At 56.2% G+C, this 19,049-nt stretch carries 18 protein-coding genes; 1 reads left to right on the top strand and 17 read right to left on the bottom strand.

Features of this window, described 5'->3' with window-relative positions; genetic code table 11:
* Positions 1-5: 5 nt before the first annotated feature.
* The 5 genes from sucA to sdhC all read right to left on the bottom strand — a co-directional run bounded on the left by sucA (position 6) and on the right by sdhC (position 6,318).
* On the bottom strand, positions 6-2,819 hold the full coding sequence (gene sucA / locus FCL49_RS08540) for a 2-oxoglutarate dehydrogenase E1 component (protein WP_174353500.1): 2,814 nt from the start codon (positions 2,817-2,819) through the stop codon (positions 6-8).
* 267 nt (positions 2,820-3,086) lie between these two features.
* Entirely contained in the window at positions 3,087-3,803 is a 717-nt protein-coding gene (locus FCL49_RS08545) for a succinate dehydrogenase iron-sulfur subunit (RefSeq protein ID WP_012005701.1), read from the bottom strand.
* Between the two features lie 16 nt (positions 3,804-3,819).
* Positions 3,820-5,586 carry a succinate dehydrogenase flavoprotein subunit gene (sdhA, locus tag FCL49_RS08550; protein WP_135315548.1) on the bottom strand — a complete coding sequence of 589 codons (1,767 nt, stop codon included), beginning with the start codon at positions 5,584-5,586 and terminating at the stop codon, positions 3,820-3,822.
* A gap of 1 nt (position 5,587) precedes the next feature.
* Positions 5,588-5,935 (bottom strand): succinate dehydrogenase membrane anchor subunit, encoded by a 348-nt coding sequence (sdhD, locus tag FCL49_RS08555; RefSeq protein ID WP_012005699.1) that lies wholly within the window; start codon positions 5,933-5,935, stop codon positions 5,588-5,590.
* Positions 5,929-6,318 (bottom strand): succinate dehydrogenase cytochrome b556 subunit, encoded by a 390-nt coding sequence (gene sdhC / locus FCL49_RS08560; protein WP_004949747.1) that lies wholly within the window; start codon positions 6,316-6,318, stop codon positions 5,929-5,931. The genes sdhD and sdhC overlap by 7 nt, the downstream gene beginning before the upstream one ends.
* Positions 6,319-7,051: 733 nt before the next feature.
* Here sdhC and FCL49_RS08565 point away from each other — a divergent pair.
* Positions 7,052-8,344, top strand: coding sequence for a citrate synthase (locus FCL49_RS08565; protein ID WP_153857678.1), 1,293 nt, complete (start codon positions 7,052-7,054; stop codon positions 8,342-8,344).
* Between the two features lie 102 nt (positions 8,345-8,446).
* Here FCL49_RS08565 and nei read toward each other — a convergent pair whose 3' ends face one another.
* From nei to FCL49_RS08625, 12 genes are all read right to left on the bottom strand, one after another.
* Complete coding sequence (gene nei, locus FCL49_RS08570; protein ID WP_174353188.1) at positions 8,447-9,238, bottom strand: endonuclease VIII; 792 nt, start codon at positions 9,236-9,238, stop codon at positions 8,447-8,449.
* Positions 9,239-9,294: 56 nt separating this feature from the next.
* On the bottom strand, positions 9,295-9,939 hold the full coding sequence (gene pcp, locus FCL49_RS08575; protein WP_135315545.1) for a pyroglutamyl-peptidase I: 645 nt from the start codon (positions 9,937-9,939) through the stop codon (positions 9,295-9,297).
* A gap of 9 nt (positions 9,940-9,948) precedes the next feature.
* The gene (locus FCL49_RS08580; protein WP_174353189.1) at positions 9,949-10,968 is read right to left on the bottom strand and encodes a DUF979 domain-containing protein; all 1,020 of its coding nucleotides are present in this window, start codon (positions 10,966-10,968) and stop codon (positions 9,949-9,951) included.
* On the bottom strand, positions 10,965-11,696 hold the full coding sequence (locus tag FCL49_RS08585; protein ID WP_012005694.1) for a DUF969 domain-containing protein: 732 nt from the start codon (positions 11,694-11,696) through the stop codon (positions 10,965-10,967). Before FCL49_RS08585 ends, FCL49_RS08580 begins: the two co-directional genes overlap by 4 nt.
* Before the next feature lie 190 nt (positions 11,697-11,886).
* On the bottom strand, positions 11,887-12,624 hold the full coding sequence (gene pxpA / locus FCL49_RS08590) for a 5-oxoprolinase subunit PxpA (RefSeq protein WP_174353190.1): 738 nt from the start codon (positions 12,622-12,624) through the stop codon (positions 11,887-11,889).
* A complete protein-coding gene (pxpC, locus tag FCL49_RS08595; protein WP_174353191.1) occupies positions 12,614-13,546 on the bottom strand; it encodes a 5-oxoprolinase subunit PxpC in 933 nt (310 codons plus the stop codon). Before pxpC ends, pxpA begins: the two co-directional genes overlap by 11 nt.
* Entirely contained in the window at positions 13,540-14,196 is a 657-nt protein-coding gene (pxpB, locus tag FCL49_RS08600; RefSeq protein WP_174353192.1) for a 5-oxoprolinase subunit PxpB, read from the bottom strand. Before pxpB ends, pxpC begins: the two co-directional genes overlap by 7 nt.
* 152 nt (positions 14,197-14,348) lie before the next feature.
* Positions 14,349-15,092 carry a type 2 GTP cyclohydrolase I gene (locus FCL49_RS08605; protein WP_174353193.1) on the bottom strand — a complete coding sequence of 248 codons (744 nt, stop codon included), beginning with the start codon at positions 15,090-15,092 and terminating at the stop codon, positions 14,349-14,351.
* A 17-nt stretch (positions 15,093-15,109) separates the two neighbouring features.
* Positions 15,110-16,090, bottom strand: coding sequence for an MBL fold metallo-hydrolase (locus FCL49_RS08610; RefSeq protein ID WP_174353194.1), 981 nt, complete (start codon positions 16,088-16,090; stop codon positions 15,110-15,112).
* Positions 16,091-16,113: 23 nt separating this feature from the next.
* Positions 16,114-17,544, bottom strand: a complete 1,431-nt coding sequence (phrB, locus tag FCL49_RS08615) for a deoxyribodipyrimidine photo-lyase (protein ID WP_174353195.1) — start codon at positions 17,542-17,544, stop codon at positions 16,114-16,116.
* A 15-nt stretch (positions 17,545-17,559) separates the two neighbouring features.
* Complete coding sequence (locus FCL49_RS08620) at positions 17,560-18,513, bottom strand: YbgA family protein (RefSeq protein ID WP_174353196.1); 954 nt, start codon at positions 18,511-18,513, stop codon at positions 17,560-17,562.
* Between the two features lie 143 nt (positions 18,514-18,656).
* Complete coding sequence (locus tag FCL49_RS08625) at positions 18,657-18,863, bottom strand: YbfA family protein (protein ID WP_012005686.1); 207 nt, start codon at positions 18,861-18,863, stop codon at positions 18,657-18,659.
* Positions 18,864-19,049 lie beyond the last annotated feature (186 nt).

Raw genomic sequence — 19,049 nt, forward strand, 5'->3', positions numbered from 1 at the left:
TTCCCTTAATCTTTAACAATATTCAGCGCGTCATTAACCAGAGCCTGTTGCTGCTTCTGGTGTACGGACATATAACCCACTGCCGGAGAGGCAGAGGCTGGACGTCCTGCGTAACGTAAAGAAGCACCGAACGGCACCACTTCACGGAAGTTGTGTTGGCTGCAGTACCAGGCACCCTGGTTCAGCGGCTCTTCCTGACACCAAACGAAATCATGCACGTGAGCATACTTCTCCAGCACCGCCTGAAGGGCCTGATGCGGGAACGGATACAGCTGCTCGATACGTACGATGGCCACGTCTTTCTGGTCGTTCTTGCGACGCTGTTCCAGCAGATCGTAATAGACCTTACCGGAGCACAGCACCACGCGTTTGACCGCTTTCGGATCCAAATCGTCAATTTCGCCAATCGCCGGCAGGAAGGTGCCGTTAGCCAGCTCTTCCAGAGAAGACGTTGCCAGCGGATGACGCAGCAGAGATTTCGGTGACATCACCACCAACGGACGGCGCATACCGCGCAGCGCCTGACGACGCAGCATGTGGTAAACCTGTGCCGGGGTAGACGGGATGCACACCTGCATATTCTGCTCGGCACACAGCTGCAGGTAACGTTCCAGACGCGCAGAGGAGTGCTCTGGGCCCTGGCCTTCGTAACCGTGCGGCAGCAGCATCACCAGGCCACACATACGGCCCCATTTCTGCTCGCCGGAGCTGATGAACTGGTCGATCACCACCTGAGCGCCGTTGGCGAAGTCACCGAACTGCGCTTCCCAGATGGTCAGGGTGCGAGGTTCTGCGGTGGCGTAGCCATATTCGAACGCCAGAACGGCCTCTTCAGACAGTACGGAGTCCCAAACCTTGAACTCGCCCTGCCCGCTGTGGACATTGGCCAGTGGCACGTAGACCGAACCGTTTTTCTGGTTGTGCACTACCGCATGACGATGGAAGAAGGTGCCGCGACCGGCGTCTTCACCGGAAAGGCGGATTGGAATGCCTTCGTCAACCAAAGTGGCGTAAGCCAGCGTTTCCGCTGCGCCCCAGTCGAACGCCTTGTTGCCTGCAGCCATCTCTGCTCGGTCACCGTAGATTTTCGCTACGCGTGACTGCATTTCAATAGCTTCCGGCGCGGTGCTGATGCGACGGGCCAGTTCCTGCAGGCGCTTCATTTCAACCTTGCTTGGGTACTCTTCGTCCCACTCGTGGTTGAGGTACGGCGACCAGGTAAAGGAGTGCAGGTTCATCGGACGCCATTCTTCAACCACGCAATCACCGCGGTCGAGTGCATCACGGTACAGGTTGACCATTTCCGTGGCATCTTCCAGGCTGGCGACTTTTTGTTCGGTCAGCACGTCAGCATAAATCTTGCGCGGCGTTGGGTGTTTCTTGATCTTCTGGTACATCACCGGCTGGGTGGCACTTGGCTCATCGGCCTCGTTATGCCCGTGGCGACGGTAGCAGACCAGATCGATCATCACGTCACGTTTGAAGGTGTTACGGAAATCCAACGCCAGACGGGTAACAAAGGCCACCGCTTCCGGATCGTCAGCATTGACGTGGAAGATCGGCGACTGAACCATCTTGGCGATGTCAGTACAGTATTCGGTAGAACGCGCATCCAACGGGTTGGAGGTGGTGAAACCAACCTGGTTGTTGATCACGATACGTACCGTGCCGCCCACTTCGTAACCGCGAGCCTGCGACATGTTCAGGGTTTCCTGAACCACGCCCTGGCCGGTAATGGCGGCGTCACCGTGGATGGTGATTGGCAGTACCATGTTGCTGCGCGCTTCGTCCAGACGGTCACGACGGGCACGTACAGACCCCATAACTACCGGGCTGACGATCTCCAGGTGCGACGGGTTAAACGCCAGCGCCAGGTGAACCATGCCGCCTTCGGTTTCCACGTCGGAGGAGAAGCCCTGGTGATATTTCACGTCACCGGTGCCGAGGTGTTCTTTATGCTTGCCGGCAAACTCGTCGAACAGGTCGGCAGGTTTTTTACCCAGCACGTTGATCAACACGTTCAGACGACCGCGGTGGGCCATGCCCAACACCACTTCGCGCGTGCCGTTCTTACCGGCGTGGCGCACCATCTCTTTGAGCATTGGCACCAGCGCATCGCCACCTTCCAGCGAGAAGCGTTTTGCCCCTGGGAATTTGGCGCCGAGGTAGCGTTCCAGCCCTTCCGCGGCGGTCAGCTCGTTCAGGAAACGGCGTTTCTCGTCATGGGTAAAGCTGGCGTGCCCCACTACCGATTCAATACGCTGTTGGATCCAGCGTTTCTCTTCGGTATTGGTGATGTGCATGTATTCCGCACCGATCGAGCCACAGTAGGTCTGCTTCAGCGCCGCGTACAGGTCGCCCAGCTTCATGGTTTCTTTGCCGATGGCGAAAGAACCCACGTTGAAGGTTTCCTGGAAGTCGGCTTCGGTCAGGTTGTGGTAGGCGGGTTCAAGGTCAGGAACTTGCTCACGCTGCCACAGACCGAGCGGATCGAGGTTGGCATGCTGATGTCCGCGGAAACGGAAGGCGTTAATCAGCTGCAGTACCTTGACCTGTTTGGCGTCGGTGTCTGGATCGTTGATGGTGGTGTTGTAACGCGCGGAGTCTTTCGCCAGGCGGCGGAAGTAGTCACGCGTTTGAGAGTGAAGCTGATCGGGTTTTACACCCGCGGTTGGTAGCTGTTGAAAAATGGAACGCCAGCTATCTTCAACGGAGCCCGGATCGGTTAAGAAGTCTTCATAGAGCTGTTCTATGTAAGACTGGTTCGCGCCCGCCAGATAGGAGGAATCCAGCCAGGCCTTCATTGCGCCGTTCTGCATCATGATCCCTTAAGCTTTGAAGCTTTAGTTTTCGCCGTGGTTAACATAATTACCGTGTTGGATACGGTTTGCCGTAGAAACGCGACGTACCTTATAGCCATACAGGCTCGGTACGTTCTGCTATGGACCTTGCGGTCCCTTACAAGGAACCTCTAAAAACCGGCGGGCGAACCAGGCTGCTTAGTGCCGCAGCCGCGGGTCAGTTTTTAGAGGTTCCCTCCTTTGTGATGTGCGCCGGAAACTGCCCGGCGCAGCATCTCATTCCACTTATGCGCCGCGTTGCAGCAGCATAGACTTGATATGACCGATTGCACGGGTCGGATTCAAGCCCTTAGGACATACACTGACACAATTCATAATGCTATGGCAGCGGAAAACACTGAAAGCGTCGTCCAGATCGTCTAAACGTTCTTCCGTTTCCGTGTCACGGCTGTCAATCAGGAAGCGGTATGCCGCCAACAGGCCAGCCGGGCCGATAAACTTGTCAGGATTCCACCAGAATGACGGGCAAGAGGTCGAACAACAAGCGCATAAAATGCACTCGTACAGACCATCGAGCTTGGCACGCTCTTCCGGTGATTGCAGGTGCTCACGCGCCGGCGGGTTCTTGCCGTCGTTCTGCAGGAAAGGCTTGATCTTTTCATACTGGGTGTAGAACTGACCCATATCGACCACCAGATCGCGCACTACCGGCAAGCCCGGCAACGGACGGATCACTATCTTTTTGTTGCCTTTGGTCAGCGACGACACCGGTGTGATACAGGCCAGGCCGTTTTTACCGTTCATGTTGATCCCATCGGAACCACACACGCCTTCACGGCAGGAACGACGGAACGACAGGCTTGGATCTTTTTCTTTCAGCTGGATCAACGCATCCAGCAACATCATGTCGCGACCTTCTTCCGCTTCCAGGCTGTAGTCCTGCATGTGCGGAGCGTCATCAACATCCGGATTGTAGCGATAAATTGAAAATTCGAGTTTCATCAATCGATCTCCGCAATTAGTAAGAACGCACTTTCGGCGGGAATGCCGGGCGCAGCTTCGGTTGCATGTTCACTTCACGACGCGTCATGCTTTCCGATTGCGGCTGATACAGCGAGTGACACAGCCAGTTGGCATCATCACGTTCCGGGAAGTCGAAGCGGCTGTGTGCGCCACGGCTCTCGGTACGGTAGTTTGCCGACACGGCGGTGGAAAACGCGGTCTCCATCAGGTTATCCAACTCCAGGCATTCGATACGCTGGGTGTTGAATTCGCTGGAGGTATCATCCAGACGTGCGTTCTTCAGTCGTTCACGGATCTCTTTGAGTTCTTCCAGCCCTTTCGCCATCGCATCACCTTCACGGAATACCGAGAAGTTGTGTTGCATACAGGCTTGCAGCGCCTTGCGGATTTCAACCGGATCTTCACCTGAACGGGTGTTGTTCCAGCGGTTCAGACGATCCAGCGACGCTTCTACATCGGACTCGCTGGCTTCACGGCTGGCGCCCTGCTCCAGGATCGACTCCTGCAGATGCATGCCGGCAGCACGACCGAACACCACCAGATCCAGCAGCGAGTTGCCGCCCAGACGGTTGGCGCCGTGCACCGATACGCAGGCAATTTCGCCCACGGCGAACAGCCCCGGGATCACCACGTCTTCGCCTTTCTCGTTCACGGTCAATGCCTGGCCGGTCACTTTGGTCGGAATACCGCCCATCATGTAGTGGCAGGTTGGAATAACCGGGATAGGCTCTTTCACTGGATCGACGTGCGCGAAGGTGCGCGACAGTTCCAGAATGCCCGGCAGGCGGGATTCCAGCACTTCTTTACCCAGGTGATCGAGTTTCAGCTTAACGTGTGGGCCCCACGGACCGTCACAACCACGGCCTTCGCGGATTTCAATCATGATCGAACGGGCGACGACATCACGGCCCGCCAGGTCTTTGGCGTTCGGCGCATAACGCTCCATGAAACGCTCGCCGTGTTTGTTCAGCAGATAACCGCCTTCACCACGACAACCTTCGGTCACCAGAACCCCGGCACCGGCGATACCGGTCGGGTGGAACTGCCACATTTCCATGTCCTGCACCGGCACGCCGGCGCGCAGCGCCATGCCGACACCGTCACCGGTGTTGATATGGGCGTTGGTGGTGGACTGGTAAATACGGCCTGCGCCGCCGGTCGCCAGCACGGTGGCTTTGGCTTTGAAGTAGACCACTTCACCGGTTTCAATGCAGATAGCCGTGGTACCGACCACCGCGCCATCCTGGTTTTTCACCAGATCCAGCGCATACCACTCGGAGAAGATAGTGGTGTGATTTTTCAGGTTCTGTTGATACAGGGTGTGCAGCAGGGCGTGACCGGTACGGTCAGCCGCCGCAGCGGTACGTGCTGCCTGCTCGCCACCGAAATTCAGTGACTGGCCGCCGAATGGGCGCTGATAGATGCGGCCATCATCGGTACGGGAAAACGGCAGACCCATATGCTCCAGCTCCAGAACCGCTTCCGGGCCGGTTTTACACATATACTCAATGGCGTCCTGGTCACCGATATAATCGGAACCTTTCACCGTGTCATACATATGCCATTCCCAGTTATCTTCGTGGTTGTTACCCAGGGCTACGGTAATGCCGCCCTGTGCAGACACGGTATGGGAACGGGTCGGGAATACTTTGGACAGCAGGGCACAAGAAGAACCCGCTTGAGAAATTTGCAGTGCCGCGCGCATACCTGCGCCGCCTGCACCGATAACTACAGCATCAAACTCTCTGACCGGCAGTTTCATCTTACGCACCCCACACTACGATTGTTCCGTACAGTAAATAGACCAGCAACACGACAACGATCGCCAGTTGCAACACCAGACGTACCGCTACCGGCTTGACGTAATCCGTCAGCACCTGCCACAACCCGATCCAGGCGTGAGCCAGAATCGACAGCAGCGTCAGCAGCGTGAACACTTTCGTAATAGAAGTGGCGAAGAAGCCGCGCCAGATTTCGTAGGTGAGATCCGGAGCCGTGACAAAAAAGCCCAGGATATACAGAACATACAGGGTGATGACGATAGCGGAAGCACGCAGTAACAACCAATCGTGTACGCCGTTGCGTCCTAATGCAGAAACATTGTTTACCATACGAGGACTCCAGCCAGAACTGACAGCACGACGGTCAGACCGATTGCCACCTGGGCAGAACGGGTACCGGCGGCTAAACTCTCTTCGATATAGCCAAAATCCATTAACAAATGGCGAATGCCACCGCAAATGTGATAGGCCAGCGCAGTGAGGATGCCCCAGAATATGAATTTGACAACGAAGCTATTCATGATGGCAGCAGCCTGCATGAAACCCTCTTGGGAAGAGAGTGACAGGCCCAGCAGCCAGAGGAGGATACCCACGGCAACGAAGGTAATTACGCCAGAGACTCGGTGTAAGATGGACGCTATCGCAGTTACGGGAAACTGAATCGTTTGCAGATCCAGGTTGACAGGTCTTTGTTTTTTCACGTTTTTGCCCACACAGCTCTTATTATTTTCCTTCCTCCGGCCTGGGCGGGGATCAGACAGCGTTAAGAGCCAAAACCCTCACACGTCACGCGCTCAAACAACAACATCCTCTGTGCTTAAACGGCGCGTAGTTATAACGCTGGGTGCTCCTACTTCAGGGTATCCCGGAGACCTGGCGGCAGTATAGGAGGATCACATTCTGATTACAATTCCCATACAATCCCTTTGGTAACATTTCCCCCGAACAGTGATTTAGATCACGGATTTCACAATTGGCATAAAATTAATTATCTGATTTGACAAGAGATCAACAATTCCATTACATATAGGGGCACAAACGGCCCTATGATGCGCTATAGGTCAGCAGATACACTTCCCCCGATGTTCAGGATATGCAACAGTGTATTTGAAAGAACCTATCCCAATGGCGGTTTTTGCCGGTCACGTTTGCAGCACATTACCGCAGACGAGAACAAATAAGGCATATAAAACAGTTTATTGGGATAGGTTCAACCACCCCCGAACACGTCGTAGGTAAGATTAACAGAACATAACGAATTCCGATGAATCGTTAACAACTGGTCACCCACCTCGTTCGCCTGGTTAGCACTCTGTACCCTACCCGCGCATTTGCGCAGTCGCTCACAGAGTTAGCGTCCGCTCCATTTTTTGCGGGCAACCTGAGGAGAATTAAGGTATTTCAGTTGTTAGAGGTTTTTAAAATAAGGCGCAAAGGAGACTGTAAATGACTGATAAGAAAGCGACGCTAACCATTAACGATGGTGAAGCTCCAATCGAACTGGGCGTATTAACCCCGACACTGGGCCCCGATGTCCTTGATGTCCGCGCCCTGGGCTCCAAAGGTTATTTCACGTTTGATCCCGGCTTTACCTCTACCGCTTCCTGCGAATCCAAAATCACTTTTATCGACGGTGACAAAGGCGTACTGCTGCACCGCGGCTTCCCGATCGAACAGCTGGCGAAAGAGTCTTCCTATCTGGAAGTGTGCTACATCCTGCTGTACGGCGAAACGCCGACCGCAGAAGAGTTCGAGACCTTCAAAACTACCGTGACCCGTCACACCATGATCCACGACCAGATCACCCATCTGTTCCGTGGCTTCCGTCGTGACTCACACCCAATGGCCGTACTGTGCGGCGTGACCGGCGCCCTGGCGGCGTTCTACCACGATGCACTGGACGTCAACAACGAGCGCCACCGCGAGATCACCGCGTTCCGCCTGCTGTCCAAAATGCCTACCGTGGCGGCCATGTGTTACAAATATTCGCTGGGTCAGCCGTTCGTTTACCCACGCAACGATCTGTCCTATGCCGGTAACTTCCTGCATATGATGTTCGCCACCCCGTGCGAAGAATACGTGGTGAACCCGGTGCTGGAACGCGCCATGGATCGCATCCTGATCCTGCACGCAGACCACGAGCAAAATGCTTCCACCTCAACCGTACGTACCGCAGGTTCTTCAGGCGCTAACCCGTTTGCCTGTATCGCTGCCGGTATCGCTTCACTGTGGGGCCCGGCACACGGCGGCGCCAACGAAGCCGCACTGAAGATGCTGGAAGAGATCAAAACCGTCGATCACATTCCTGAGTTCATCAAGCGCGCCAAAGACAAGAACGATTCGTTCCGTCTGATGGGCTTCGGCCACCGCGTGTACAAGAACTACGACCCACGCGCCACCGTAATGCGCGAAACCTGTCACGAAGTGCTGAAAGAACTGAACAAGAAAGACGACAATCTGTTGCAAGTGGCGATGGAGCTGGAACACATCGCGCTGAACGACCCGTACTTCATCGAGAAGAAACTGTACCCGAACGTCGACTTCTACTCAGGCATCATCCTGAAGGCGATGGGGATCCCTTCTTCCATGTTCACCGTTATCTTTGCCATCGCCCGTACCATCGGCTGGATTGCGCACTGGAACGAAATGCATGACGAAGGCATCAAAATTGCCCGTCCGCGCCAGTTGTACACCGGCTATGCCGAGCGTGACTTCAAGTCTCAGGTGAAAAACAAATAACGCCGCTTTACCCTACGTATTGCAGCAAAAGCCGCCCGATGGGCGGTTTTTTTTGCCCTCTCCCTGGGGAGAGGGTCGGGGTGAGGGGAAACATTGAATAACCTATTTCTGACAACCCGGGCACCAATAAAAGGGCCTCGAAGACAGCGTCGTGCGCTCGATCATCGCACCACAACGCTCGCAAGGTTCGCCACTGCGGTGGAACACCTTAAAACTGAACAACGCACCATGATGGCGGTTCTCATCCACCTGCCCACGCGTCTGATAAGACAAACGTGGGACTGCCAGTAACGCCTCCGCCAGCCGCTGTAAAACCTCAGGTTGCAGATCCTGTGGCTTATGCTGGGGTGCCAGTTCGGCCTGCCAGAGGATTTCAGCGCGCAGGTAGTTGCCCAGCCCGGCGAGAAACGCCTGATCGAGCAACATGCCGCCCAGTTGTCTGCGGCGAAACGCCGGTGACAGCAAGCGTTGCTCCACCGTGGCCACCGTTAACGTCATATCCAGTACGTCGGGGCCAATACGTTGCAAGAACGGATGCTGTTCGATTTCCTCACGCGGCCCGACGGTAATCTCCGAGGCGCTGTACAGCAAAATCGCCCGATCCGCCGTTTCCAGCCGCACGCGCAGATCCCGTTTGGTTTCCGGCGTCTCCCCCGCGTTCACCACTTTCCACACGCCATACAATTGGTTATGGCTATACAGCGTCAGACCATTGGAAAAATGGGTCAGCAGCGCCTTACCCCGTGGTTCAATAGCGATAATGCGCTCACCGATTAACCGGTCGCGGTAGTGTTTAAGCTGGGGAAAGGCAAAACCGACTTCGGTCAGTGGCTGGTCGAGTACCGCCGCCGCCAGTGCATCCGCCGCCCGGCGAATTTCCGGTCCTTCCGGCATATGAAAACTCCTGAATGGACCCCGGCGCAACAGGCCGCGCCGGGGAATAACTGCGATTAATGCGTCGCGCCGCCGACCACTTTCAGGTCGTGTTCAACCTGTAACGCAATAGAAATGGCCAGTTCCAGGGCAAACAATACCGTGGTCGCCGCCATACTCGGTGCACCAGGGTGTGCGGCAGCCTGTTCCGGCAGATAAGGAATATGAATAAACCCGCCCTTGATGGCCTGCTGACCGTTTAAACGGTGCAACAGACCGTACATCACATGGTTGCAGACATAGGTACCTGCTGTCTGCGATACCGAGGCAGGAATCCCCGCTTCGCGCATCGAGTCGACAATGGCCTTGATCGGCAGCGTGCTGAAATAGGCCGCCGGTCCGCTTTCAACGATAGGCTCGTCGATCGGTTGCTGCCCCTGATTATCAGGGATACGGGCATCATCAACGTTGATCGCCACCCGTTCGATAGTGATGTCGGTACGCCCACCGGCCTGGCCGATAGCCAACACCATCACCGGCTGCACTTCATCAATCGCCGCATTCAGCGCTTCCAGCGCCGTGCCAAACACACAAGGCAGTTGGCGGGCAATAATGCGCGCACCGGCCAGTTCCATATCATTGAGTTGCTTTACCACTTCCCACGAAGGATTAACGCGTTCGCCGCCAAAGGGCTCAAAGCCCGTGATCAATACCTTTTGCATGCGTTCTCCTTACAGGAACATCAGGAAATAAAGCAGGAATACGTTGACTAACAGCAGCAGCACCCCGGTCGGGATCTGTGCCTTGATCACCGCATTCTTGTCCGGCAGTTCCAGCAACGCCGCCGGTACAATATTAAAGTTAGCAGCCATTGGCGTCATCAGCGTGCCGCAATAGCCGGAAAACATGCCGATGGCCGCCATCACCGCCGGGTTACCACCGTGCTGCAGCACCAGGATCGGGATACCGATACCCGCGGTGACTATCGGGAAAGCCGCAAAGGCGTTGCCCATAATCATGGTCAACAGCGCCATACCGATGGCGTAAACCGCCACTGCGATAAAGCGGTTATCTACCGCCAGATACTCCTGGGTCAGATGAGAAATGGCCGTGCCAACGCCGGCAGCGGTAAACAGCAGGCCCAGCGTGGCGAGGATTTGCGGCAAAATAAATGCCCAGCCGATGGAGTCCAGCAGGCGACGCGCTTCCTGGATCGGTTGCAGCGCTTTTTCATGGGTCATTTTCACTGCGATAACCAGGCCAAGCAAACAGCCGGCGGTCATCGAGAACAAAGTAATCAGGGTGGCGTGGTTGCCACTGCCGAAGACCGCGGTTTGCAGCGCCGGAATATTGTTGAACAACAGCACGCCAATCACCGTTACCACCGGGATCGCCAGCGCCGGAATAAACAGCCGGTTGCCCAAACGCTTGGCGCTCTCCTCACGCTGCTGCGGGGTACGTTGGTGATAACTGCCCAGACGCACGCCGCCGAAACCGGCGATTAACGCCATGATCACCACCACCACGCCGACGATGATATGCAGCATGCGTTTCTCATTGCTGCCCTCACCCAGCACGTCACCCAACAGGCTATAGGTCCAGTCACCGACCAGGAAAATCAGGCCGTACAACGCCCAGAACAGACCCGTGGTGACGCGGCGCGGGTTGGCACGATCGCGGAAAGACATCACCGCCACGATCAACAGTACAACGCCCGCCAGCCAGTAGAGATATTGTTGTTGGAAAGTCATTGGGCATCTCCTTTGGCCTGCAGCGCCGCCTGGTTGAGCTGCGACAGTTCAGCGCTGAGCTGTTTATCCATCCGGTAAAGCCGGAACGCATGGATCAGGAAGGCAAAGATGGCGGTAGGAATACCCCATAAGGCGATATGCAACGGCTCGGTCTGGATGCCGCCAGATTCCAGCATAAAGTTGTGCATGAAGATGATCGCACCGAAGGCGACAAAAATATCTTCGCCAAAGAACAACCCGACGTTATCCGTGGCGGCAGACATCGCCCTCAGGCGGTGGCGCGTACGCTCCGGCAGCTCACCATAACGGTTTTCCGCTGCCCCTTCGGCCATCGGTGCCAGCAGTGGACGCACCATTTGCGGGTGACCGCCCAGGCTGGTCAGCCCCATGGCAGCGGTAATTTCACGCACAAACAGATAGACGATCAGCAAACGTCCGGCGGTGGCACTTTTGATCTTGGCGATCCACGCCTGCGCACGTTCTTTTAGCCCGTGACGTTCCAGCAGGCCGATCACCGCCAGTGGCAGCAGCAAAATCAGCGGCAGGTTACGGGTATTGAGGAAGCCTTCACCCAGTTTTTCCAGGATCGTATCCAGCGGCATCAGTGCTGCCAGCCCGGTGATAATGCCGGCGGCAATCACCACCAGCACCGGGTTAAAGCGTAAAACAAATCCAACCACGATGGCAGCTATACCAATCAGTGGCCAAAGGTTAACGGCCTGTTCCATTATATCTCCCTTTTACCCTTCGCCTTTCAAGCCGCAGCGTTGTTACCTGCACTAGCCCACCCCAGTTACTTACTAAAGTAAGCGCCTGGGGATGAGCGAGCTGGGCGCCTAGCTGCAACTCGAAATTCATTGGGTAATATTGTGTTGTGTGTTTGTGTTGTGTGTTTGTGTTGCATGTATTTAATTATTTTTATTCTGCGCTGACGCTGATGCCTTCCAGGGCAAAACGTTCGCGCAGCGTGCGCGCATATTCCAGCGCGTGCTCACCGTCGCCGTGCAGGCAGACGGTTTCGGCCTGAACGGCGGCCCATGTGCCGTTCAGGGTGCGAACCCGATGATGACGCACCATTTCCAGCGTTTGCGCCAGTGCCAGTTCGTCGCTGGTAATCAGCGCCCCCGGCTGGCCACGCGGTACCAAAGTACCGTCGGCCTGATAGCCGCGATCGGCAAACACTTCCTGCCGTGTTACCAGTCCTTGTTCTTCACCGGCGCGGATCAGCTCACTGCCAGCCAATCCCACCAGCCGCAGCGTCGGATCGACCGCTTTCACCGCCCGGGCGATGGCCTGCGCCAGTTCCGGCTCCACAGCCGCCTGGTTGTAAAGCATGCCGTGTGGCTTGACGTGAACCATCACTCCGCCTTCGGCACGGGCGATCGCGGCCAGCGCGCCCAGTTGATAGACCACCTGGGCATAGACCGTTTCCGCGGGTAGCTGCATCCGGGTACGGCCAAAGTTCTCGCGATCGGGAAAACTCGGGTGCGCACCAATAGCTACGCCGTACTGCAGTGCCCAACGCACCGATTGACGCATGGTTTGCGCATCCCCGGCGTGGAAACCGCAGGCAATATTGGCCGAGCTGACCAGTTGCAGCAGCGCCTGATCGTTGGCGCAGCCCTCGCCGAGATCGGCATTCAAATCAACGATCATCTAACCCCCAGGCAATCTGTTGGATAAAGTGCTCCTGCTCAACCCTGGCGCGTTGTGCCTCGGCCAAAGTACAGGGAACAAAGTGGATGGCCTCACCCAGACGGATCTGCGCCAAATGGTAGAGATCGGCCTCGATCACGCAGGCAATACGCGGGTAACCACCGGTAGTCTGCGCATCGGCCATCAACACGATCGGCTGGCCGTTATGCGGTACCTGTACGACTCCCGGTAACAGACCATGCGATAGCATTTCCCGGTCAGTGGTGCGGCTCAACGCATGGCTGCCGTGTAGACGATAGCCCATACGGTTGCTCTGCGGACTCAGTTGCCAGGCGGTGCGCCAGAAAGCCTCTTTCGCCTCTGCGCTGAATTCATCATATTCCGGCCCCGGCAACGCACGGATGCGGTTGTTGAACAGCGGTTGCTTCACACCAAAACTCTGCTTTGGCAATGAATAGCTTTGCCCCAGCGGCAGGCTGTCGCCATCCCGCAGGTTGCGCCCTTCCAGCCCGCCAAAAGCGGCTTTGTTATCGGTGCTGCGCGAACCGAGTATTTCCGCTACCGCAATGCCTCCGCTGATCGCCAGATAGGTGCGCATACCGCGTTTTGGCGTTTTCAGTATCAGCTGTTGGCCCGCATTGACCGGATAGCGCCAGCCGGTCCACAGCGGTTTGCCATCGAGTTGCGCATCGCAACCGGCACCGGTCAGAGCGATCCAACCTGACTGAGTAAATTCGGCGCTAAATTGCCCAAGAGTGATTTCCAGCCCGGCGGCATTGGCAGCATTGCCCACCAGCAGGTTGGCGATCCTCAGCGCAGGTTCGTCGAGCGCCCCGCCCTGGCTGACGCCCAAACGACGGAAACCGTTACGGCCCAGATCCTGCACCGTGGTGTAAATGCCCGCACGCAAGATCTTCAGCATACGCCCTCCTTCTGTGGCACAAACCGCACGCTATCGCCGGGGCGCAGCAAGGTTGGCGGCATTTCATAAGGATTAAACAGCGCCAAAGGAGTCCGGCCGATCAACTGCCAGCCACCGGGGGTGACCAACGGATAAATCCCGGTCTGGCTGCCGCCGATACCGACGGAACCTGCCGCCACCGACAAGCGCGGTTCGGCGCGGCGCGGCGTCGCCAACTTTTCCGGCATCCCGCCCAGGTAAGAAAAGCCAGGCTGAAAACCGAGGAAATAGACCACATAGGCCGCTGAGGAGTGGCATTCCACCACCTGCTGCGGCGTCATGCCGGTGTGACGGGCCACTTCATCCAGATCCGGCCCCTCCTGACCGCCATAGATCACCGGAATATCCACCTGGCGTGATTCAGGCACCAGGATTTCCTTGCTGTCCCAGCCCTGTTGCAACAGCGTCAGCATTTTTTCTGCGTCGGCCTGCGGCGTATGCAGCAGCAAGGTCAGATTGTTCATACCCGGTATCACTTCACGCACATCGGGATGATGATTCAGTTTTTCGGCCAGCGCCCAGATCCGCTGCTGGCTCGGCAGCGTCACCGGCGGCGACAGTTCAAGCACTACCGCTCTTTCACCTAACAGGTAACATCGTGCTCGTTGCACCCTTTTCTCCTTATTATTATCGCGATGAAAACACAACAGTTATGCGCGACAGCGCTCTGGCTGTCAATAGAACAACCTTTGAGAAAATAAGGGATTAGGCTATTAAAAGGATTCAGCCACGGTAAAAACCGGGCTGGATCCTGGGGGGATAATCAGGCGGGATTGGGTATATCAATAAAGGTCACGTCAAAGCCATGTTGCTGGGCCAGCCATTCACCGAGCGCCTTAACGCCACCGCGCTCAGTGGCATGGTGACCGGCGGCAAAGAAGTGAATACCCATTTCGCGCGCGCTGTGGATGGTTTGCTCAGAAACTTCACCGCTGATAAAGGCATCAACGCCAAAGCGTGCGGCACTGTCGATAAAGCCCTGACCGCCGCCGGTACACCAGGCTACACGGCGGATATGCGCCGGTGCGTTATCGCCGCAGTGCAGCACGGCTCGGCCCAGACGGCTCTCGAGGCGCTGTTGCAGTTCAATACCGGTCAATGGCTGCTCAAATTCGCCGTGCGGCACCAGCGGCTCCACTTCGCCAATCACCCGGATCCCGAGCAGATGTGCCAACTGCGCGTTGTTACCCAGCACCGGATGCGCGTCCAGCGGCAGATGATAAGCGTACAGGTTGATATCATTACTCAGCAGCGTTTTCAGTCGGTTGCGCTTCATGCCGCGAACCGAGGGCGCTTCGTTTTTCCAGAAATAGCCGTGGTGCACTACAATGGCATCCGCCTGATGTGCCACTGCCGCATCCAACAGCGCCTGACAGGCGGTCACGCCGGTAACGATACGCTGCACATGAGCTCGCCCTTCCACCTGCAGGCCATTCGGCCCGTAATCCTGAAACGCGGCGGTGTTCAGTTCTGTGTTGATCAACTGTTCCAGATCGAGGTTACGCATAGAGTTCTCTCTTCAATTCAAAATGTCTGCCGGTCGCCCTGTTCCATCAGGATATATTTTACGCCCAGGCTGTTACCCTGTTCCAACTGCTGTTTGATGGTCCCACGCACGTCTTCGCCCTGCTTCAGGCTGGGTTTGATATGGCTGATCACCACCGGAAAATCTTTCAGCGAGCCTTCGCCGCCGCTGTACTGAGTCAGATTTTTCAACTCTTTTTGCAGCCACGCCGGCGTCAGGTGGCCATAAAGGTTTTTATCTTCCACCTCATTGGGATAGGAGGTTTCGATAATCATCCCTTTCAACTTTTTCTGCTCAATCAATGGCCCCAGAGCACGCCAGGCGCTATCGAGATTGCGCGACTGCTCAAGTGCGTCCGCTCCGGTATCACCGAAATAAGCGAAAGAGCCGCTGCGATCGGACACCAGCAACATCGAAGAAGGGTAACGGTCATGGCTGAGCGGATACATCACGCCACTCAAACCGGTCATGCCCAGAGTCACACGCTGCTGTGGCCGCACCGTTTGCAGCCGGTAAGTCCCCAGTCGCGAACCGTTGCCGGAATCAGTGAAGTTGGGCCAGGCCTTCCAGTTAAAATAATGATTACGCAGGGTGAGAATGGTATCGACCTGAGCATAGATATTCTTTTTACCGTCTTCCGGCGAACCGATAATCAGCCCGGCCACGTGGTCCAGATGACCATGGCTGATAAAGTAAGCGCCAATTAACTGGCGGAATATATAGCCCTGTGGGGTATAAGGCGCAGCCAGTTCAGGGGTGACCTGCGGGAAACTGCCCTTCTCCAGCCCTTTGGCGATGCCCGGTAGCAGTGAGCCGGCATCCAGCGCCAGATACTGCGTCTGATTGTCGCTGCGGATCAGGTAGGAGGTCAGATTGCCGTCACTGACGCCGCCGTCCACACCCAGCGCCACCACGTCAAAGCCGGCCTGCGCCAGGGCGCAATAGCCGCTCAGGCACAGGGCCAGCACCTTTTTCATCATTATTTTCGCTCCTTGCTGTTGCCTTAATATTCCCCGCGCTTCGCCGCTTCAAAAGCGGCCAGTGTCTCCAGCCGCGTCTGCTTGTGGTCGACAATCGGCAGCGGATAATCCAGCACGCGCTGCTGTTGTTCCGCCCAGCGATGGGGTTGATGAATAGCATTGTCCGGTACATCCGCCAGCTCGGGCAACCATTTACGGATAAAAGTGCCTTGCGGATCAAAACGTTCGCCTTGAGTGGTCGGGTTAAAGATGCGGAAGTACGGCGCGGCGTCGGTGCCGGTTGAGGCCGCCCACTGCCAACCGCCATTATTGGCTGCCAGATCGCCGTCCAATAGCTGTGACATGAAATAGCTTTCACCGGTACGCCAGTCGATTAACAAGTCTTTCACCAGAAAACTGGCGCTGATCATGCGTAATCGGTTGTGCATCCAGCCGGTGGAATTCAACTGGCGCATGGCAGCATCGACAATTGGATAACCGGTCGCGCCCTGCTGCCAGGCCTGCAACCGTTCTCGGTTATTTTGCCAGCGTACCCTATCCGTCCATTCGATAAAGGGACGGTGCTTGCATAACGCGGGATAGGCCACCATAAGATGCCGATAAAACTCGCGCCAGATCAGCTCATTGAGCCAGCCGAAGGCTCCGCTGTCATGGTTTTCCAGCAGTTGCGGACATTCAGCCCGCAAGCGGTTAAAACATTGGCGCGGCGACAACACGCCAATCGCCAGATAGGGCGACAGGCTGCTGGTCCCGGCAATGGCGGGCAGATCCCGCTGTTGAAGGTAATCCTGCACCTGCTCACGGCAAAAGCTGCGTAGCCGCTGTAGCGCCGCTTCTTCCCCGGCGGGAAAATCCTCGTTCAACTCTGCCGGCGGATAATCAAATGCCTCTGGGGTAGCGGTTACCGGCATCGCGCCGCCTGCCCGTGGTTTAGGCGCAGGCAAAGATTGAACGTCGGATTCAGTCAGGCGCTGGATAAAGGCTTTACGAAACGGCGTGTAGATTTTGTACATTTCGCCACCGCCGGTTTGCACGCTCCCCGGAGGTAACAGCAGACTGTCATCAAAGCTCTGGCAAATCACCTGCCCGGACAAACGCTGTTCCAGCCGTTGGTCGCGCTGGCGCTCATTGATTTCGTACTGGCGATTGTAAAACAGCCTGTCCACCTGCTGTTGCGCGCAATACGCCGTCAGCCAGTCAACCGAGGCAGCAAAATCATCACACTGGTGGTAGTCAAGCGGAATGCCCCGTTCGGCAAGGGCCTGCTGCACCTGCAGCAGGTTGGCATGGATAAAGGCAGCCTGACGGGGGGCCATTTCATGCTGTCGCCATTGTTGCGGGGTGGCGATAAACACCGCCAGCACGTGGGCGTCGGGATCGCTGCAAGCGGCATGCAACGCTTTATTGTCGGTAATGCGCAGATCGTTACGCAACCAGACCAGATGCGTGGTCATAAAACTCCTTGTCAATCAGTGGCCATAACGCAGGCGCAACGCCTCGGGATAGGGTTCGAAATAACGCTGATCGGCCAGATAACGATCGGGGTATTCGGCCATGTAATGTTTGAGCAAAGTAATCGGCGCCAGTAGCGGTTGCACGCCCTGCCGATAGCGGTCGATCAACTGCGCCAGCTCCTGACGCTGCGCGGAACTCAGATGACTGCGAAAATACCCCTGAACGTGCATCAGCACGTTGGTGTGGTTGCGGCGCGTCGCCTTGTGCGCCAACAGTTTCATCAGGCGGCTGCGGTATTCAATGGCGAACGCCTCCAGCGACTCCCATTTATCCACGTCTGCCACAAAGCGCCCCAGCTCGCGGTATTCCGGCTGTGAGTGCGCCAGCAGCGACAGCTTATAACGGCTGTGGAAGGCGATCAGCCCACCACGAGTCAGCCCTTTGCGCCACAACATGTTCAACTCATACAAGGCATAAACGCGTTCAACAAAGTTTTCCCGCAGCGTGGCGTCATTCAACCGTCCGTCTTCTTCCACCGGCAGCCAGGGCATTTGGCGCTGCAGCTCTGCAGTGAACAACCCGACGCCGCTTTTACGTGCGCCTGCACCGCTCTCATCATACAACCGCACCCGTTCCATACCGCAGCTTGGCGAATTGGCGCAGACAATGTAGCCACACAGATGCTGCAAAGCGGCAATCCGCTGGGTAGAAAACTGCTGCATCTGGTCGGTCACATCGATGCTGTCGTCATTGCTGTAACGCAGCGCGATATGATGTTGTTTTTTGATCAACCGCAGCGCCGGGCGCGGGGTCGACAGGCCAATCGCCATTTCCGGGCAAATCGCCTCAAACCGCACATAGGGCGCCAGTTGTTCCACCGCGAAGGCCAGCCGTTTATGGCCGCCGTCAAAACGCACCTTTTCACCTAACAGGCAGGCACTGATCCCGACCGGAATTTTGTCACTCATATTGGGCTCCCGCAGCGTTGGATGATGTTAAAAGTGTAGAGGAATTTCCCTCTGGAGACGAACCTTACCGCCACAATGACTGAACGACACGCATAAAAAAACCCCCGCTGCGAAGCGAGGGTTTCAGGGGACAGCGGCGGCGATCAGTAGAAATCGCAGGCCGCCAGTTCCGCCTGCTGCAGCCAGACCGGTTTATCGCTGGTTTTTGACCAGACGCGGTGCAAATAGCTGTAAAAACGAGCACGGTCACTGCGGAAAAGCATTACCGGTAAAGCCAACACACCTGCCAGGATCACTGCGCTGCGACGCAGGAGAATCCGATGCAATGAATAAGCTGGGTAGATAGACATGCGAACCTCCTTAAAAACGCCCGGCCGTTGATTTGTCTTGGAAACAGCACTGGCGTAAACCATTAAAACGGGATGATTTGGTAACTGGACAAAATTTTAGCGCAATTGATGAAAGTTTACTACTCATCCGACCACTAAACCGGTCAAAAAATCGCAAATAAATGCGCCATCACGTAATTTTGTTAC

Source organism: Serratia proteamaculans, assembly GCF_013337185.1.
GTDB lineage: Bacteria > Pseudomonadota > Gammaproteobacteria > Enterobacterales > Enterobacteriaceae > Serratia > Serratia proteamaculans_D.

Excerpts from the sequence above, each read along its gene's own strand:
- sucA (WP_174353500.1), bottom strand. The coding sequence starts at position 2,819 with ATGCAGAACGGCGCAATGAAGGCCTGGCTGGATTCCTCCTATCTGGCG.
- FCL49_RS08545 (WP_012005701.1), bottom strand. The coding sequence starts at position 3,803 with ATGAAACTCGAATTTTCAATTTATCGCTACAATCCGGATGTTGATGAC.
- sdhA (WP_135315548.1), bottom strand. The coding sequence starts at position 5,586 with ATGAAACTGCCGGTCAGAGAGTTTGATGCTGTAGTTATCGGTGCAGGC.
- sdhD (WP_012005699.1), bottom strand. The coding sequence starts at position 5,935 with ATGGTAAACAATGTTTCTGCATTAGGACGCAACGGCGTACACGATTGG.
- FCL49_RS08565 (WP_153857678.1), top strand. The coding sequence starts at position 7,052 with ATGACTGATAAGAAAGCGACGCTAACCATTAACGATGGTGAAGCTCCA.
- nei (WP_174353188.1), bottom strand. The coding sequence starts at position 9,238 with ATGCCGGAAGGACCGGAAATTCGCCGGGCGGCGGATGCACTGGCGGCG.
- pcp (WP_135315545.1), bottom strand. The coding sequence starts at position 9,939 with ATGCAAAAGGTATTGATCACGGGCTTTGAGCCCTTTGGCGGCGAACGC.
- FCL49_RS08580 (WP_174353189.1), bottom strand. The coding sequence starts at position 10,968 with ATGACTTTCCAACAACAATATCTCTACTGGCTGGCGGGCGTTGTACTG.
- FCL49_RS08585 (WP_012005694.1), bottom strand. The coding sequence starts at position 11,696 with ATGGAACAGGCCGTTAACCTTTGGCCACTGATTGGTATAGCTGCCATC.
- pxpA (WP_174353190.1), bottom strand. The coding sequence starts at position 12,624 with ATGATCGTTGATTTGAATGCCGATCTCGGCGAGGGCTGCGCCAACGAT.
- pxpC (WP_174353191.1), bottom strand. The coding sequence starts at position 13,546 with ATGCTGAAGATCTTGCGTGCGGGCATTTACACCACGGTGCAGGATCTG.
- FCL49_RS08605 (WP_174353193.1), bottom strand. The coding sequence starts at position 15,092 with ATGCGTAACCTCGATCTGGAACAGTTGATCAACACAGAACTGAACACC.
- FCL49_RS08610 (WP_174353194.1), bottom strand. The coding sequence starts at position 16,090 with ATGATGAAAAAGGTGCTGGCCCTGTGCCTGAGCGGCTATTGCGCCCTG.
- phrB (WP_174353195.1), bottom strand. The coding sequence starts at position 17,544 with ATGACCACGCATCTGGTCTGGTTGCGTAACGATCTGCGCATTACCGAC.
- FCL49_RS08620 (WP_174353196.1), bottom strand. The coding sequence starts at position 18,513 with ATGAGTGACAAAATTCCGGTCGGGATCAGTGCCTGCCTGTTAGGTGAA.
- FCL49_RS08625 (WP_012005686.1), bottom strand. The coding sequence starts at position 18,863 with ATGTCTATCTACCCAGCTTATTCATTGCATCGGATTCTCCTGCGTCGC.